General features: G+C 68.6%; 13 protein-coding genes. 4 read left to right on the top strand and 9 right to left on the bottom strand.

The window, feature by feature from the left end; translation table 11 throughout:
• Positions 1 to 229 precede the first annotated feature (229 nt).
• Positions 230 to 1,396: an NADH-quinone oxidoreductase subunit D gene (locus K9D12_RS14425; RefSeq protein ID WP_118915078.1), complete on the top strand. Its 1,167-nt coding sequence runs from the start codon at positions 230 to 232 to the stop codon at positions 1,394 to 1,396.
• 526 nt (positions 1,397 to 1,922) lie between these two features.
• Positions 1,923 to 2,873 (top strand): DUF6801 domain-containing protein, encoded by a 951-nt coding sequence (locus K9D12_RS14420; protein ID WP_223060556.1) that lies wholly within the window; start codon positions 1,923 to 1,925, stop codon positions 2,871 to 2,873.
• A 206-nt stretch (positions 2,874 to 3,079) separates the two neighbouring features.
• On the opposite strand, the gene K9D12_RS14415 is transcribed toward K9D12_RS14420, so the two are convergent.
• The 8 genes from K9D12_RS14415 to K9D12_RS14380 form a co-directional block, all read right to left on the bottom strand.
• Positions 3,080 to 3,613, bottom strand: a complete 534-nt coding sequence (locus K9D12_RS14415; protein WP_129664956.1) for a DUF3180 domain-containing protein — start codon at positions 3,611 to 3,613, stop codon at positions 3,080 to 3,082.
• Positions 3,610 to 4,581 carry a 2-amino-4-hydroxy-6-hydroxymethyldihydropteridine diphosphokinase gene (gene folK / locus K9D12_RS14410; RefSeq protein WP_129664954.1) on the bottom strand — a complete coding sequence of 324 codons (972 nt, stop codon included), beginning with the start codon at positions 4,579 to 4,581 and terminating at the stop codon, positions 3,610 to 3,612. Before folK ends, K9D12_RS14415 begins: the two co-directional genes overlap by 4 nt.
• A 24-nt stretch (positions 4,582 to 4,605) precedes the next feature.
• Positions 4,606 to 5,505, bottom strand: coding sequence for a dihydropteroate synthase (folP, locus tag K9D12_RS14405; RefSeq protein ID WP_225911341.1), 900 nt, complete (start codon positions 5,503 to 5,505; stop codon positions 4,606 to 4,608).
• Positions 5,506 to 5,510: 5 nt separating this feature from the next.
• On the bottom strand, positions 5,511 to 6,104 hold the full coding sequence (gene folE / locus K9D12_RS14400; protein WP_129664952.1) for a GTP cyclohydrolase I FolE: 594 nt from the start codon (positions 6,102 to 6,104) through the stop codon (positions 5,511 to 5,513).
• Positions 6,097 to 8,139, bottom strand: a complete 2,043-nt coding sequence (gene ftsH, locus K9D12_RS14395) for an ATP-dependent zinc metalloprotease FtsH (RefSeq protein WP_129664950.1) — start codon at positions 8,137 to 8,139, stop codon at positions 6,097 to 6,099. The genes folE and ftsH overlap by 8 nt, the downstream gene beginning before the upstream one ends.
• A 129-nt stretch (positions 8,140 to 8,268) precedes the next feature.
• Positions 8,269 to 8,820 (bottom strand): hypoxanthine phosphoribosyltransferase, encoded by a 552-nt coding sequence (gene hpt, locus K9D12_RS14390; protein WP_129664948.1) that lies wholly within the window; start codon positions 8,818 to 8,820, stop codon positions 8,269 to 8,271.
• Positions 8,821 to 8,885: 65 nt separating this feature from the next.
• Entirely contained in the window at positions 8,886 to 9,953 is a 1,068-nt protein-coding gene (gene tilS, locus K9D12_RS14385; RefSeq protein ID WP_129664946.1) for a tRNA lysidine(34) synthetase TilS, read from the bottom strand.
• A gap of 10 nt (positions 9,954 to 9,963) precedes the next feature.
• Entirely contained in the window at positions 9,964 to 11,019 is a 1,056-nt protein-coding gene (locus K9D12_RS14380; protein ID WP_129664944.1) for a zinc-dependent metalloprotease, read from the bottom strand.
• Between the two features lie 173 nt (positions 11,020 to 11,192).
• Here K9D12_RS14380 and K9D12_RS14375 point away from each other — a divergent pair, with 173 nt between their 5' ends.
• Positions 11,193 to 12,269: a hypothetical protein gene (locus K9D12_RS14375; RefSeq protein WP_223060555.1), complete on the top strand. Its 1,077-nt coding sequence runs from the start codon at positions 11,193 to 11,195 to the stop codon at positions 12,267 to 12,269.
• Positions 12,270 to 12,305: 36 nt separating this feature from the next.
• Here K9D12_RS14375 and dacB read toward each other — a convergent pair whose 3' ends face one another.
• Positions 12,306 to 13,706 carry a D-alanyl-D-alanine carboxypeptidase/D-alanyl-D-alanine-endopeptidase gene (dacB, locus tag K9D12_RS14370; RefSeq protein WP_223060554.1) on the bottom strand — a complete coding sequence of 467 codons (1,401 nt, stop codon included), beginning with the start codon at positions 13,704 to 13,706 and terminating at the stop codon, positions 12,306 to 12,308.
• 83 nt (positions 13,707 to 13,789) lie between these two features.
• On the opposite strand from dacB, the gene K9D12_RS14365 reads away from it, so the two are divergent.
• Positions 13,790 to 14,380, top strand: a complete 591-nt coding sequence (locus tag K9D12_RS14365) for an inorganic diphosphatase (protein ID WP_223060553.1) — start codon at positions 13,790 to 13,792, stop codon at positions 14,378 to 14,380.
• Positions 14,381 to 14,484: the final 104 nt, after the last annotated feature.

Here is a 14,484-nt window from a genome sequence, read left to right as displayed (position 1 = left end):
CCCCCCGGGCGCCCCACCTTCGTCGCTACGGGGCGAGACATGAGGACACAAGGGACAGGACGCCCCGGGCGCACCTCAACGCCCGGGGTGTAGGACTCTTCGTGCGAGGGCGGCGTCAGCGCACCTGCTTCCCCTGCGCCGCCGACGCACCGCCCGCCTCGGCGACCGCCCGCCGTCCGGCGCGTGGCGCGCCCGACGACTGCCGTCCCGCTTTGGCAGACTTGACCGCATGTCTACGAGCGCGCGTGAACTGACGGTCGGCATGGGAGCCGGGGGTCTCGCGACGTCGGACATGGTGCTCAACATCGGCCCGCAGCACCCGGCCACGCACGGCGTCCTGCGCCTGCGCATCACCCTCGACGGCGAGCGCATCACGAAGTGCGAACCGATCGTCGGGTACATGCACCGCGGTGCGGAGAAGCTGTTCGAGGTGCGCGACTACCGGCAGATCCTCGTGCTGGCGAACCGTCACGACTGGCTTTCGGCGTTCAGCAGCGAGATCGGCGTGTGCCTCGCGGTCGAGCGGGCACTCGGCATGGAGGTGCCCGAGCGCGCGACGTGGACGCGCACGTTGCTCTCCGAACTGAACCGGGTGCTCAACCACCTCATGTTCCTCGGCTCGTACCCGTTGGAGCTCGGCGCTATCACGCCGATGTTCTACGTGTTCCGCGAGCGCGAGGAACTGCAGGCCGTCATGGAGGAGATCGCCGGCGGCCGCCTGCACTACATGTTCAACCGCATCGGCGGGCTGCGCGACGACATCCCCGCAGGTTGGCTCGACCGTGCCGCCGAGGCCGTCGCGACGGTGCGCCGTCGCATGCCGGAGATCGAGAGCTTCATCGTCGGCAACCCGATCCTCAACGCCCGGACGAAGGGCGTCGGCGTCATCACGCCGGCGATGGTGGAGCAGTACGGCATCTCGGGGCCGATCGCGCGCGCCGCGGGTGTCGACGTCGACCTGCGCCGCGACGACCCCTACCTCGCCTACGGCGAGTTGTTCTCCCCGGGCGGCCCGGGCCGCGTCATCACGCGCCCGGAGGGCGATTCCTTGGCGCGACTCGAGGTGCTGCTCGACCAGACGCACGTCTCGCTCGACCTCGCGGATGCGTGCATCGAGAAGCTGCGGTCGCTGCCACAGGGCCCGGTGAACGTGAAGTTGCCGAAGGTGCTCAAGGTGCCCGAGGGTTCGGGCTACGCGGCGACGGAGAACCCGCTCGGTTTCAACGGGTACTACCTCGTCTCGCGCGGCGAGAAGACGCCATGGCGTCTGAAGCTGCGGTCGGCCTCGTTCAACAACATGAGTTGCTTGGGCGAGGTGATGGAGGGCGAGCTCCTCGCGGACATGGTGGCGATTTTGGGGTCGATGTTCTTTGTGGTTGGGGATATCGACAAGTAGGAACAGCCCTTGCGGTTGGTAGGGCCCGGAGCTTGCGGAGGGTTCTGCCAGCCGCGGGGTGTTTCTCCTTGGAGCAAGGGACATCGACAAGTGAGTGCAGCCCTTGGGCGTGCTGGGAATCGCCGCAGCGCAGCGAGGACGGCTTCCGGCACGCCCGGGGTGCTCTCACTTGGAGCAATGGACATCGACAAGTAGGAACAGCCCTTGCGGTTGGTAGGGCCCGGAGCTTGCGGAGGGTTCTGCCAGCCGCGGGGTGTTTCTCCTTGGAGCAAGGGACATCGACAAGTAGGAACAGCCCTTGCAGTTGGTAGGACCCAGAGCCTTCGGAGGATTCTGCCAACGGCAGCGTGCATCCCCTGGATCGAGGCGCATCGGCCGAACCCTCGTCGCTTACGTCGGCGTAACCTCATTGCCCGTTTTGACTGTGCAGCAGGTCACAACGCTCTACTCTCAACGGTAGGGCACGTGTTGCCCGCAACCCTTCACCGGGCAATACGTCCCTGATAAACGCCTGAGGAGTCCTCCCATGAGCAAGCCCTCCCCCCGTCACGCAGCGCCTGTTGCCGCCCGTCGTGGCCTCGCCGGTGCCGGTGCACTGAGCCTCGCCCTCGCCGGCGGCGCCTTCGCGCTCGCCAGTTCGCAGGGTGCGTCCGCGGCAACGAAGACCGTCAACTACTCCTGCTCCGTCACCGACCTCGGCATCACGTTCCAGCAGCCGTGGACCGTGTCGATGACGACCGACCTGCCCGCGAGCGTCGAGCCCGGCGCCACGGTTCCGGCACCTTCGATCACGGCCAACGTGACGACGGGTGACGACGCAACAGCCCAGATGCGTTCGCTCAACATCAAGACGGTCGAGGGCACCTCGGAGGCCAACTACTCGGTCGGCGACACCGACGGCACCGCGAAGCTCACGGTCGCGAACACGCCGGTTCCGGCGTCGGGCAACCTCACCACGGTGGCGAAGGGCTCCGGCCAGTCGTTCACGGCGCCTACGACGGCCGGTGCGCTCGCCGTCAAGGCGGGCAGCTTCTCCGCCACGCTGACGACGGACTCCGGCTTCGTTCTCCACATCGGCTGCAAGGCCGCCGCCGGCGCGGACACGACGATCGGCACGATCCAGGTCGGCAGCGTTCCGACGACGGAACCCACCACGCCGACAACGGATCCGACGACCCCCACCACGGACCCGACAACTCCGACGACGGACCCGACCACGCCGACCACCGACCCCACCACGCCGACGACGGACCCGACGACACCGACGAGTGAGCCCACGACGCCCACCTCGGAGCCCACGGACTCCTCGACGACGTCGCCGATGCCGTCCAGTTCGCCGAGCACGACGATGGGCCCGAAGGTCGAGACCGACTACGCCGACATGTCGCAGCCGACGAACCTCGCCGGCTTCGCGTTCGCTGCCGCCGGCATCGCTGCACTCGGTGGCGCTGTCGTCGTCGGTCGCCGCCGCGGCTGATCACAACTGACGCACGGCGAGGGCCGCCCCGGGAGCTTCCGGGGCGGCCCTCATGCTTGTGCCCGCCATCGAAGATGGTGGGTTTGGTCGAAGATGCGGACGACATCCGCGCCATCTTCAGCCAAACCTGCCATCAAGGCGTGCGGCTCCGTCCGTGAGCCGCGCGCTCGGTGACTGGCGGGACCGTGAACGAAGTGGTTGCCGGGTCAGCGCTCGTCGTCGGGAATCGTGCACCACTTCTGTACGACGAAACCGAGCACGGACAGCACCACCGACGCGACGACGAGCGCGCCGAGCAGAATCACCGCGGAGCGTACCGACGCGATATGCAGGCGTCCGAACTGCACGACGGCCTGCCCCGCGTACCAGCCCGTGAGCACCGCACCACCGATTGCCGCCGCCTGCGAGAACACGACGACGCGACGCGCCGTGTCGGCGCTCGGCCCCTCGTGGCCCTGCATGACGCCGGCCGCAGCGCTGCGGGCCAGTGCTTCATCCTGGCCCGCGCGAAGTCGGGCGTCGGCCTCGCGCTTTGCCTTCGTCCGTGTGCGCACCTGGTCGCGCACGCGCCACCCGCCCGCCACGAGCGCCCCCGAGAGCGCGACGACGAGCAGCATCTCCCACCAGCTGTGCTGCGGCAGCGCGTTCCCGCCGTTGCGCACGAGCTGCATGGCGAGCGCCGTCACCGCCGTGACGACGACGCCCGCGATCAGCGCGGAGCGCGGTGCAAGCGGCTTCATCGAAGGCCTCCTTCGAGGTCGAGGTGCTCCTCGGCGTCCCACGCCGGGCCGCGACGTACCCCCGCGACGTCGAGCGCGCGCACGTGGTCGTCGAGCGCGACAACACCCTCGGGAGTCCGCAGCGTCATCCACGGCGCCGCCTGCCACCACGGCACGACGACGAACGCCCGCTCGTGGGCTCGCGGATGCGGCAACGCCAGCGGCGACTTCGACGCCTCCGCGGCGCCGGCCGTCACACCGTCACGCTCGCCACCGGCACGCACCTCGTCCGACTCCCCCGGCGTGCCCAAGGCAATGACGTCGAGGTCGAGGGTGCGCGCGCCCCAGCGCACGTCGCGACGACGGCCGTGTTCGGCCTCGATGCGATGCAGTTCGGCCAGCAGGTGCTCCCCCGTGAGGCGCGTGAAACCGACGACGACGGCGTTGAGATAGTCAGGCTGCCCGACGCCACCGACCGGGTCGGTCTCGACGAGCGGCGACACGTGCACGACGTCGAGACCGTCGAGAGCGCGCAGCGATTCCAGCGCAGAACGCATGGTCGCCACCCGACGCCCGAGGTTCGTTCCCATCGCAATGACGACCGCACGACGTCGCTCGCGGCGCACCGACACAGCGGGCCCAGCCATGACGCCCGTGGTCGGGGTGAACGGAACCCCAGCGGGCGCGTGCGGCTTGCGCACCGTCACGTCCACGGCCTCGACGAACGCCCACTCGAGGCCGGCGTCGGCGATGCGCTCGGCGAGAGTTTCGATGAGGTCGACAGGCTCTCCGCTGGCTACCTCGACGACGCGCGCCGCGACGTCGGCGTACGACAGCGAGGCGGTGAGGTCGTCGCTACGCCCCGCGGGCGCCAAGTCGGCTTCGAGCGAAAGGTCGACGACGAACGGCTGCGGGATCTGCTTCTCGAAGTCGAGCACACCGTGGCGTGCGCTGATCGCGAGCCCCGTGAGTGTGATCGTGTCGCTCATCGCCCTACCTTCCGTGCGTCTTCGTCATCCCAGTGATCGCGCTGAGCCGCGGCTCGACGAGCGGCCCAGAACGCCAATCTGCCCTGCCGCGACCGCGACGTCGAGGGCGGCGAGCGTCGAGGGAACGTCATGGACGCGCACACCCCACGCGCCGTGCTGGGCTGCCAGCAGGCTGGTCGCGGCCGTCGCGGCGTCACGCTCCGCAGGCTGGACGGCGCCGTCCTCAGTCACCAGCGCCGGCGAGCGCCCGACACGTCCGAGGAACGTCTTGCGCGACGTGCCCCACAGCACCGGCAGGCCGAGTACGTCGAACTCCCCCATGCGCGAGAGCAGCTCCCAGTTCTGCTCCCCCGTCTTCGCGAACCCGAAACCCGGGTCGACGACGAGCTTCTCACGCGACACACCGGCCGCGAGCAGCGTCTCCACGCTCGCCGTCAGCTCCGCCACGACGTCGGCGACGATGTCGGCGTAGACGGTGCGCTGCTGCATGTCGACCGAGTGCCCACGCCAGTGCATCGCGATGAACGCGGCACCGGTCTCGGCTGCGACGCGTGGCATCGCCTCGTCAGCGAGCGCCCCACTGACGTCGTTGATGATCGCTGCACCCGCCTCCACGGCAGCCTGGGCGACGCTCGCCCGCATCGTGTCGACACTGACGCACGCACCCGCGGTCGCGAGTTCACGCACGACCGGCACGACCCGGCGCAGTTCCTCGTCCTCGTCGGGGCGCTTCGCGCCGGGGCGCGTCGACTCACCGCCGACATCAAGGATGTCCGCGCCCTGCTCGAGCAGTTCCTGCCCGTGCGCCACGGCGGCCGCGGTGTCGAACCAGCGCCCGCCGTCGCTGAACGAATCGGGCGTCACGTTGACGACACCCATGACGAGCGGGCGCCCGGACGCCCCCGGTCGTGGCAACGAGTACATCGTCGTCACTTGCCCATGAGGAGGCTCATTGCCTCAGCGCGCGTGGCCGTGTTGCGCAGCTGCCCGCGCACCGCGGACGTGATGGTGCGCGCACCCGGCTTACGGATACCGCGCATCGACATGCACAGGTGCTCGGCCTCGATGACGACGATGACGCCCTGCGCGTCGAGGTGCTCGACGAGGGCGTCCGCGATCTGCGTCGTGAGGCGCTCCTGCACCTGCGGACGCTTGGCGTACACGTCGACGAGGCGTGCGAGCTTCGACAGGCCCGTCACGCGCCCCGAGGGAGACGGGATGTAGCCGACGTGCGCGACGCCGTGGAACGGCACGAGGTGGTGCTCGCACGTGGAGTAGACCTCGATGTCCCGCACGAGGATGAGCTCCTCGTGCTCGACGTCGAACGTCTTGTCGAGGACGTCGGCCGGCGTCTGGCGCAGGCCGACGAAGGTCTCCGCGTAGGCGCGGGCGACGCGGGCCGGAGTGTCGAGCAGACCCTCACGATCCGGGTCCTCACCGACGGCGGCGAGGATCTCCCGAACCGCAGCCTCGATCCGCGGAAGGTCGACCTCGCCGCTCGGCACGGCGTTCGTGTCAGCCAAGACCCGGATCCGTGTCCGTGGGCCCCTGCGTTCCGGGGCCGGCCGGCGGCTGCGGCGGGTAGAGGGTGACCTCGTCCTTGGGCTCGTTGTCGTCGATGTTCTTGCCCGCCGCGAGCGCACGCTCCTCGGCAGGCGTCATGACCGGGCCACGGGTGCTCACGTGACGGTCGGCGCTCGAGAGCCACACGTCGCGCTTCGGCTCCTTGCGGACGTTCGCGAAGATCTCGGCGAGACGCTCGGCCTCGAGGGTCTCCTTCTCGAGCAGTTCGAGCACGAGCGCGTCGAGGATGTCGCGGTTGTTGCCCAGAGCGCGCCACGCCTCGTCGTGCGCCGCCTCGATGAGCTTGCGGACCTCACGGTCGATGACCGAAGCGATGTCCTCGGAGTACTCGCGGTTGTTGCCGCCCATGTCGCGACCGAGGAAGACCTCACCGCCGGAGTTGCCGAGGTGCACCGCGCCGACGTTCTCGCTCATGCCGAACTGCGTGACCATCTTGCGGGCAATGCTCGTGGCCTTCTCGATGTCGTTGCTCGCACCGGTGGACGGGTCGTGGAAGACCATCTCCTCGGCGACGCGACCGCCGAGTGCGTAGGCGAGCTGGTCGAGCAGCTCGTTGCGCGTCGTCGAGTACTTGTCGTCGGTGGGCAGCACCATCGTGTAACCGAGGGCGCGGCCACGCGGCATGATCGTGATCTTGCTGACCGGGTCGGTGTTGTTCATCGCCGCGGCGACGAGCGCATGTCCACCCTCGTGGTACGCGGTGACCTTGCGCTCCTTGGCGCTCATCGGGCGCGACTTCTTCTGCGGGCCGGCCATGACGCGGTCGATGGCCTCGTCGAGTGCCTCGTTCGTGATGATCGTGCCGTTCGTGCGCGCCGTGAGCAGCGCGGCCTCGTTGAGCACGTTCTCGAGCTCCGCACCGGAGAAGCCCGGCGTACGGCGTGCGACCGACATGAGGTCGACGTCCTTGGCCATCGGCTTGCCCTGTGCGTGCACCTGCAGGATGTGGTGGCGCCCGCCCATGTCGGGGGCCTCGACGGCGATCTGACGGTCGAAGCGGCCCGGGCGCAGCAGCGCCGGGTCGAGAATGTCGGGGCGGTTCGTCGCGGCGATGAGGATGACGCGCGTGCGGTCGTCGAAGCCGTCCATCTCGACGAGGAGCTGGTTGAGCGTCTGCTCGCGCTCGTCGTGGCCACCGCCGAGGCCGGCGCCACGGTGACGACCGACGGCGTCGATCTCGTCGACGAAGATGATCGCGGGCGAGTTCTCCTTGGCCTGCGTGAACAGGTCACGCACACGGCTCGCACCGACACCGACGAACATCTCGACGAAGTCGGAGCCGGAGATCGTGTAGAACGGCACGTTGGCCTCACCGGCAACGGCGCGCGCGAGGAGCGTCTTACCCGTTCCGGGAGGACCGTAGAGCAGCACACCGCGCGGAATCTTGGCACCGATGCGCTCGTACTTCTCCGGGTCGGCGAGGAAGTCCTTGATCTCCTTGAGTTCCTCGACGGCCTCGTCGGCACCGGCGACGTCGGCGAACTTCGTCGTCGGCATGTCCTTGCTGTGCAGCTTGGCCTTCGACTTGCCGAACTGCATCACCTTGGAGCCGCCGCCCTGCGCCTGGCTCATGAAGAACCAGAACAGACCGACGAGCAGCAGGATGGGCAGCAGGTTCATCAGCAGGCTGACGAAGATGCCCTGGCGCTGCGGGTCGTCGGTGAAGCCCTTGGGCGGCTGGTGAGCGTTGAGCGCGTTGACGATCTGCTCGCCACGAGCGTCGACGTAGTCGGCCTCGACCCGCTCGACGCCCTTGAGGCTGCCGATGTCCTGCTTCTGCTTCAGCGTGAGGCTGACGCTGTCGGGCGTCACCTTGGCGCTTTCGACCTTGTCGCTGTTGATGAGCGACACAGCCTGGGACGTGTCGATGCGCGAGTACCCGCCGATGTTGCTCGCCATGTAGAAGAGCAGGGCAGCACCGAGCGCCACGATCATCCACAGGCCGGGGGCCCGGAGGAGCTTCTTACCGTTCATGTGATGCGGGGCGGGCCCCGATCCTCTCGTCGAGAATGCGTGTCAACACGTCGTCAACGTGTGGTGTGCGCCGGTTGTTCCGAACATGCGCACACCGATGCCGGCGGACGGGTCGATCGGATGCGCAGGTCAGGAGTAGACGTGCGGGGCGAGCGTGCCGATGTCGCGCAGGTTGCGGTACTTCTCGTCGAAGTCGAGGCCGTAGCCGACGACGAAGGCGTTCGGGATCTCGAAACCGACGTACTTGCAGTCAATCTCGACCTTCGCGGCCTCCGGCTTGCGCAACAGCGTGCAGACCTCGACGGACGCGGGGCTGCGCGACTCGAGGTTGCTGCGGATCCAGCTCAGCGTCAGGCCCGAGTCGATGATGTCCTCGACGATGAGCACGTGCTTGTTCGTGATGTCGGTGTCGAGGTCTTTGAGGATGCGCACGACCCCGGAACTCTTCGTGCCGGAACCGTAGGAGCTGACGGCCATCCAGTCCATGGGAACGCTGCCCGGGAGGGCGCGCATGAGGTCGGCCATGACGAGGATGGCGCCCTTGAGCACGCCGACGAGCAGAACGTCCTTGCCCTCGTAGTCACGCCAGATGTCCTGGGCGAGTTCGTCCAGACGCTGGTGAATCTGCTCCTCGGTGAACAGCACGTTCTCGAGGTCGTTTCCCATGTGGGAAGAGTCCATCGAAGGCTCCTTGTGCTCGTGGCGACTCATGCTCGATGCGGGCACGCCCACGTGGCGTGCTCCAGTCATTGTCCGACATTGCGCGGGCCGATGACGACCTCGCCCCCGATTCGGCTGACGACGACGTTGCCGGGCACGTCGATCGGGCCCTGACCGTGCCAGGCGACGAGCAGCCGCTCGACGTCGGCGAGGTGATGCTGAGCGAGCTCACTCGAGCGTGCACCGTGCAGCACGAGCAACCGACGCAGGGCACGGATGCGCAGCGCGGGGTCGAGTGCGCCGAGCGCTTCGACCGGCCAGTGCGCGGGCCACTGCGTCTCGTCCGGGGTTCCCGTGAGACGGGTGAGGGCCTCGTCGGTGAGGCGGGTGAACAGGTCGGCGTCCCGACCGGCCGCGGCCGCGCTCCGGAAGAGACTGCGGCGCAGCGTCGGGGCGTCGAGGTCGCGTTCGAGCAGGCCGAGTGCTCGCCGGGCCCGGACGCGGGCGTAGCGCAGGTCGTCGTTGTGGGGGTCGTGCCACGGCTCGAGATCGAGTGCCACGCAGGCCGCTTCCGTGTGTTCCCGGGTGACAGGGCCGCCGGGCACGACGTCGGAGCCGAGAAGGAAGGGGCGCAGCAGACCGTCACGGTCGGGGCGCATGCCGGCGAGGGCGGTGGTTCCGCTGCCCCGCAACAGCGCAAGAAGCACCTGTTCGGCTTGGTCGTCGGCCGTGTGAGCGAGGACGACGCGCGCGGCACCGACCTCGTCGGCCACGCTCAGGAGCGCCTCGTGACGAGCGATGCGGGCGGCGGCCTCGGGCCCGTCAGCGGACAATGCGTCGACCTCGACCCGCACGACACGCACCCGCTCCGGCGCGTACCCGAGCTTCTCGGTGCACGCGTTCGCCGCTCGAGCTGCCACCTCGGCCGAAGCCTTCTGCAGCCCGTGATCGACGATGACGACGTCGACCTCGACGTCCTGCTTGGGCGCCTCGAACGCGAGCGCCGCTGCCAGCGCAAGGGAATCGGCTCCCCCGCTCACGCCCACGACGACGCGCGGCACTCCGTGGCGCGGGTTGTGACGCGCGAAAGTGCGCCGCAGCCCGTGACGAACGGCGAGGCGCGTCAGCGCGACAGCGGGATGGGGGCCGGGCATGGAAGATGACCTACTTGAACAGGGAGCCGTGGACGCGCTCGACCCACAGCTGCGGGCGCTGGATCTCCGCGGGCGTCGGCAGGTTGACCGGTTCTGCCCACACAGCGTTGAATCCATCGACACCGACCTTGCTCTGCACCGATCGCACGAACGCCGCACCGTCCTTGTACTGACGCATCTTCGCTTCGAGTCCCATGAGGCGGCGCAGCAGGCGATCGACATTGCCGAGTCCGTCACGACGCTCACCGAACCGGGCACGGATGGTCTCGACGCTCGGCACGACCTGCGGACCCACGTCGTCCATGACGACGTCGGCGTGCCCCTCGAGCAACGACATGACGGCCGTCAGCTGGGCCATACGTTCACGCTGCTCCGGCGTGGCGAACAGATCCGTGAGGCCCATCGAGCCCTCGCGGAAAACCTCGGGCAGCCGTTTGGCCATCTCGCCGACACGCTCGGCCATCTCCTCGGGCGTGGGCGCCATCTCGACGAGGAGATCGCGGGCTCCGCTCACGACGTGCTCGCGCAGCCACGGCACGGCCGTGAACTGAACCCGGTGGGTCTCTTCGTGCAGACACACCCAGAGACGGAAGTCGTGGGGGTCGACATCGAGTTCGCGTTCCACCGCGACGACGTTCGGGGCCACGAGCATGAGTGACGGCGTGCCACCCGGTGCAATGTCGTACTGGCCGAGCACCTTGCTCGACATGAACGCCATGAGGCCGCCGAGTTCGCCGCCACTGACCTTCGCCGTCACCGCGCGGGAAACCGGTCCGGCGAGGCGCTTGGCCGTAATCTTGTCGACGACCGGCGCCAGCATGCCCTCGAGCGAGACGACATTGACGTCGATCCACGTGGCCCTGTCGACGATGTGCACCGGCCCCAGGTCACCATCTGTGCCGAGCTGCGCCGTTTCGGCTACCGGATCGTGCGCACGCACGGCAGCGTCACGCAGCTCGGCAACGACCTCGGCCATCTCGTTCGCCTCGAGCCGGGGCCCTGCCGTACTCAGTCGGCGGCCCGACGATCGCGCGAATCGCCAGTCGATATAGGTGCGGTCTGCCATGAATCTCAGGCTAGCGCCAACCCCCGACACCCCCGGAATCACACAGGTTTCCGGTCTGTGTCGATCGATTATGGGAAAGAAGATCGTCAATCGGCGGAACCTCGACGGAGGTGATCCACGTCTCACTCCTGTAGCCGACGCACAAGGCGCCGCTCCCAACCCAAGGAGTCATCATGTTCCGCACATCGCGCATGGCCCCCACCGTCGCTGCCGCGTCCGCCATGGGAATCATGGCCCTCGCCGCTCCGGCTCACGCAGGTACGAACGTTCCCGGCATCAACGTGGAAGTCACCACGAAGGTCAGCGGAAACACCGTCACCCTCACCTACCTCGGCGAGGGCTCCCAGTTCATGAAGATGGCCGACGGCAAGGCCTACTCGGACGGTGAGTCCGCGGGCTTCGACATCGATTACGGCGACGGTACGCCGGTCACCGGAGGCGACGGCATGGGCGGCTCGACCTGCGCTTCGTCCGGTGAGACGACCACGTTCAAGGACAAGGTCACGGGCCTCAAGCACACCTACGCGAAGCCGGGAACGTACACGATCACGGTCACCGGCTACTACTGCGGCACCACGGGCAACGACGGGTTGACGAAGAAGTACAAGGTCACCGTCGGAGCCGACGGTACGACGACGACCACGCCGGCCAAGGTCGGCGTGACCCCACACATCCGCTACACCGTCAAGGGCAACACCGCGACGCTCACGCCCTACCTCACCGGCACCCAGCACGAGATGCTCATCGGGGGAAAGCGCGAACGAGTGGCCCTGCCCATGAGCTTCAACCTGGTGGCGCCCAAGGGTGCGACCCAGATCACCGGCAATGCGGCGGGTGACAGCGGCGTTGCCGCCTGCACGACATCGGGTTCGGTGCCGGTGAACACGTCGGCGCTGACCGGTGACCCCGCCACCTTCCGCTTCGCCGGCCCGGGCACCTACAAGGTGACGCTGAACGCCACCGTCTGCACCGGCGGCGCCGGCCAGCAGATCAGCAAGACGGTCAACGTGACGATCCCCGGTGCCACGAACGGCGGCTCGACCACGGCGCCGCAGGCCCCCACGGGTTCGACGCCGACGAAGTCGGGCGCTGCCCCCGCGCAGGGTTCCGCGCCGAAGGACTCGGAGGGCCCGAAGGTGAACACCGACTACAACGACGGTGACAACTCGACGGTCTGGGGCGTCGGCGCCCTCGCCGGAGCCGGTCTCATCGGAGCCGGAGCCTTCGCCACTCGCCGCCGCCGCGGCTGACCCTCGCCTCGAGGGCCACGCACGAACGGCCGTCGATCACTTCAATGTCGTCAACTGGGCCACGAGGTGGTCGACGGCAGTTTTCGCGCCCACCGCCCCCTCGGGGAAGTCACCGTTCGTCGTCACGGCGAAGACGAGACGGTGACCACCGACCGTACGCAGTTCACCGGCCAGCGACGAGACGCCCGTCAACGAGCCCGTCTTCGCGTGCACGAGGCCCGCGCCGGCCTCGGACTCGGTACGCGTGTAGCGGTCGTGCAGCGTTCCGTTCCACGCCGAAACCGGCAGCCGCGAGACGACCTCCGCGTACTTCGCATCCTTGCCGCTCGTGGCTCGCGACAGGATGTCGCCGATGATGCGCACCGGCAGCGTCGTCCCCTTGGAGAGACCGCTCGCGTCGGCGAGCTTCATGCCGGAGACGTCGACACCCTCGTCCTTCAACTTCTTCGTCACCCAGGTTCCGACAACCGTGCTGTCGCCGTGGACTCCTTCGGCTGCCGCGGCCTGGCGCGCGAGGGATTCGGTCATCGCGTTGTCCGAGTCCTGCAGTGCGAGCCCGAGCAGGTCGAGCACAGGAGCCGATTCCACGGACGCGAGCTCCGTGCCGCTCGTCGCGGTCTTCACGTTCGTGCCGTAGGTGACCTTGATGCCGCGCTTCGCGAGTTCACGCGTGAACGCGTCGGCGGCGTTCTTCGTCGGGTCGGCCACGGCCGGGGTGCGGTTGTCGGCGCGGTCGTCCGCGAGCGCGAGCGTGGAGATGCGGGCGGTGAACCCGTAGGAGAGGAAGCCTTCCTCCCACCCCTTCGCCGTGTCGGGGCCGTCGGCGTAGGAGGTGTTCGTGTCGAGGGTGACCGACGTCAGGCCGCGCTTCTTCAGCTGCGCCGCCGTCGACGCAGCGAGATCGCCGAGCCCCGCGTGCCCGGCGATCTTGGAGCCGTCGCCCGCACCCGGCGCGAGAACCATGTCGCCGCCGCCGACGAGCGTCAGGGTGGTCCCGCTCAGTGTGGTGCGGGTCTTCAGCCCCTTCTCGAGGGGAAGGTCGCTGTGAGCGACGGCGAACGCCGACGCCAGCTTCGTCACGGACGCGGGCGTGGTCGCCTTCTTCGAATCGTGCTCGTAGAGAACCTCACCCGTGTCGGCGTCCCGCACCGTGACGGCCGTCGTCGGCCCCAACCACGTGCTCTTGAGGGACGTCTCGACGCTCCTCTTGACCGCATCGGCCGACGGCGCCGGGCCGTTCGCGGCGGTGGGCAGCGCAGGCGCCGACGAGACGCCGCGCACAGGCTCGTACGTCGTGCCCTCGTGGGTGACGGTGCGCGGTTCGTTGCCACGCTCGAGAGTGAGGACGCCGGGTGCCACATCGAAGGCGTCCAGAGTGGCGTACCCGCCGAGAAGTGCGACGACGAGCCCAGCGCTCGCCCACTTCTTCGCCGACATCGACACCCTCGTTTCCCATTCGCCGTCCCAGTACGGAACACTGAGCAGGGACTATTACACCAGCTATCGGAGGGCCACGAACCATGGAGTTCGACGTCACCATCGAGATTCCGCGCGGCACGCGCAACAAGTACGAGATCGACCACGAGACCGGTCGCATCCGTCTGGACCGCATCCTCTTCACGGCGATGCACTACCCGGCCGACTACGGCTACATCGAGGACACCCTCGGTGAGGACGGCGACCCGCTGGACGCGCTGCTGCTCATTGACGAGCCCACGTTCCCCGGCTGTGTCGTGCGTGCGCGCTCGATCGGCGTCTTCAAGATGGTCGACGAGGCCGGTGGCGACGACAAGATCCTGTGCGTGCCCGCGGGTGACCCGCGTCAGGACCACGTCACGGACATCAAGGACATCTCGGACTTCACGCTCAGCGAGATGCAGCACTTCTTCGAGACCTACAAGGCGCTCGAGCCGGGTAAGTCCGTCGAGGAGGGCTCGCACTGGATCGGCGCGGACGACGCCGCCAAGACCGTCGAGGACGCCCTCGAGCGCGCCAAGGCCGAGGGCATGACGACGGCCCGCTGGGCGATGCCGGGTCACGGCGCCCACGAGACCGAGCGCTCGATCGACAAGGCACCCGGCGACAGCCAGGCGGACAAGCCGGAGGCCTGACCCGCCGTCTTCGCTGCACCGACGACGCGGGGGGGGGGGCGCCCCCGGGGGGGGGGGCCCCCCCCCCGGGGGGGGGGGGGGGGGGGCCCCGCGGCGGGGGCCCG

The sequence above is a fragment of the Dermacoccus sp. Tok2021 genome, from assembly GCF_019895135.1.
GTDB lineage: Bacteria > Actinomycetota > Actinomycetes > Actinomycetales > Dermatophilaceae > Dermacoccus > Dermacoccus abyssi.
Note: the sequence above shows the minus strand (reverse complement) of the source record. Positions and strands in the feature narration are given on the sequence as shown.

Bases quoted from the DNA above. Each gene is read 5' to 3' on its own strand.
- K9D12_RS14380 (WP_129664944.1), bottom strand. From the start codon at position 11,019: ATGGCAGACCGCACCTATATCGACTGGCGATTCGCGCGATCGTCGGGC.
- K9D12_RS14375 (WP_223060555.1), top strand. From the start codon at position 11,193: ATGTTCCGCACATCGCGCATGGCCCCCACCGTCGCTGCCGCGTCCGCC.
- dacB (WP_223060554.1), bottom strand. From the start codon at position 13,706: ATGTCGGCGAAGAAGTGGGCGAGCGCTGGGCTCGTCGTCGCACTTCTC.
- K9D12_RS14415 (WP_129664956.1), bottom strand. From the start codon at position 3,613: ATGAAGCCGCTTGCACCGCGCTCCGCGCTGATCGCGGGCGTCGTCGTC.
- K9D12_RS14425 (WP_118915078.1), top strand. From the start codon at position 230: ATGTCTACGAGCGCGCGTGAACTGACGGTCGGCATGGGAGCCGGGGGT.
- K9D12_RS14365 (WP_223060553.1), top strand. From the start codon at position 13,790: ATGGAGTTCGACGTCACCATCGAGATTCCGCGCGGCACGCGCAACAAG.
- folP (WP_225911341.1), bottom strand. From the start codon at position 5,505: ATGTACTCGTTGCCACGACCGGGGGCGTCCGGGCGCCCGCTCGTCATG.
- K9D12_RS14420 (WP_223060556.1), top strand. From the start codon at position 1,923: ATGAGCAAGCCCTCCCCCCGTCACGCAGCGCCTGTTGCCGCCCGTCGT.
- tilS (WP_129664946.1), bottom strand. From the start codon at position 9,953: ATGCCCGGCCCCCATCCCGCTGTCGCGCTGACGCGCCTCGCCGTTCGT.
- ftsH (WP_129664950.1), bottom strand. From the start codon at position 8,139: ATGAACGGTAAGAAGCTCCTCCGGGCCCCCGGCCTGTGGATGATCGTG.
- hpt (WP_129664948.1), bottom strand. From the start codon at position 8,820: ATGGACTCTTCCCACATGGGAAACGACCTCGAGAACGTGCTGTTCACC.
- folK (WP_129664954.1), bottom strand. From the start codon at position 4,581: ATGAGCGACACGATCACACTCACGGGGCTCGCGATCAGCGCACGCCAC.